The sequence below is a fragment of the Mucilaginibacter terrenus genome, from assembly GCF_003432065.1.
In the GTDB taxonomy this organism is placed as follows: domain Bacteria; phylum Bacteroidota; class Bacteroidia; order Sphingobacteriales; family Sphingobacteriaceae; genus Mucilaginibacter; species Mucilaginibacter terrenus.
Window position 1 is genome coordinate 1 of record NZ_QWDE01000012.1, and the last position, 644, is coordinate 644.

The window sequence follows — 644 nt, forward strand, 5'->3', positions numbered from 1 at the left end:
CCGCCCGGCCAGCCGGTGATGGTATGCTGCACCTGGTTAAAGATGTCGATATTGATGTTGTATACCGGGCCCTGCTCTACGGCAAGCTGTGCCATGCCGTGGTTGTTGTAGTCTTCTTCTGTCAGCTTGAGGATGGGTTTGTTCACCGCGCCTGAAAGCCAGATCACGGCTTTCTTTTTGAGCAGGTTGTCCCATACGCAATCCTTTACCAGCCATGGGGTATCAAAGCGGGTAAGGCCGGATGCCGCGCCTTCGTCCAGCACGAACTCCACATGGTCGGATAGCTGCAGGTAGGTAGCCGGTACATCGCCGGAGATCTCGCCTTCTACGGCTTTCTTTACAATAGGTGCTTTCTTGGCGCTCCAGGCCATCAGGATGATCTCCCTGGCCTTGAAGATGGTACCCACACCCATGGTAATGGCCTTGGTGGGTACGTTCTGCTTGCCTCCGAAGTCGCGCGAGGCGTCGCGGCGGGTAAGGTCATCCAGGGTAACCAGGCGGGTACCGGAGTTAGGTGCCGAGCCCGGCTCGTTGAAGCCGATGTGGCCGGTACGGCCGATACCGAGGAGCTGCAGGTCCAGCCCGCCCAGTTCTTCTATCTGGTGCTCGTAGTTGAGGCAGAAGGCGGCTACCGCGTCCTGCTC

At 58.5% G+C, this 644-nt stretch carries 1 protein-coding gene; it reads right to left on the reverse strand.

Annotation, left to right across the window (positions count from 1 at the left end):
* Positions 1 to 644 (reverse strand): 6-phosphogluconolactonase (locus DYU05_RS20820; RefSeq protein WP_205771947.1); only part of this gene is annotated, 644 nt, incomplete at both ends.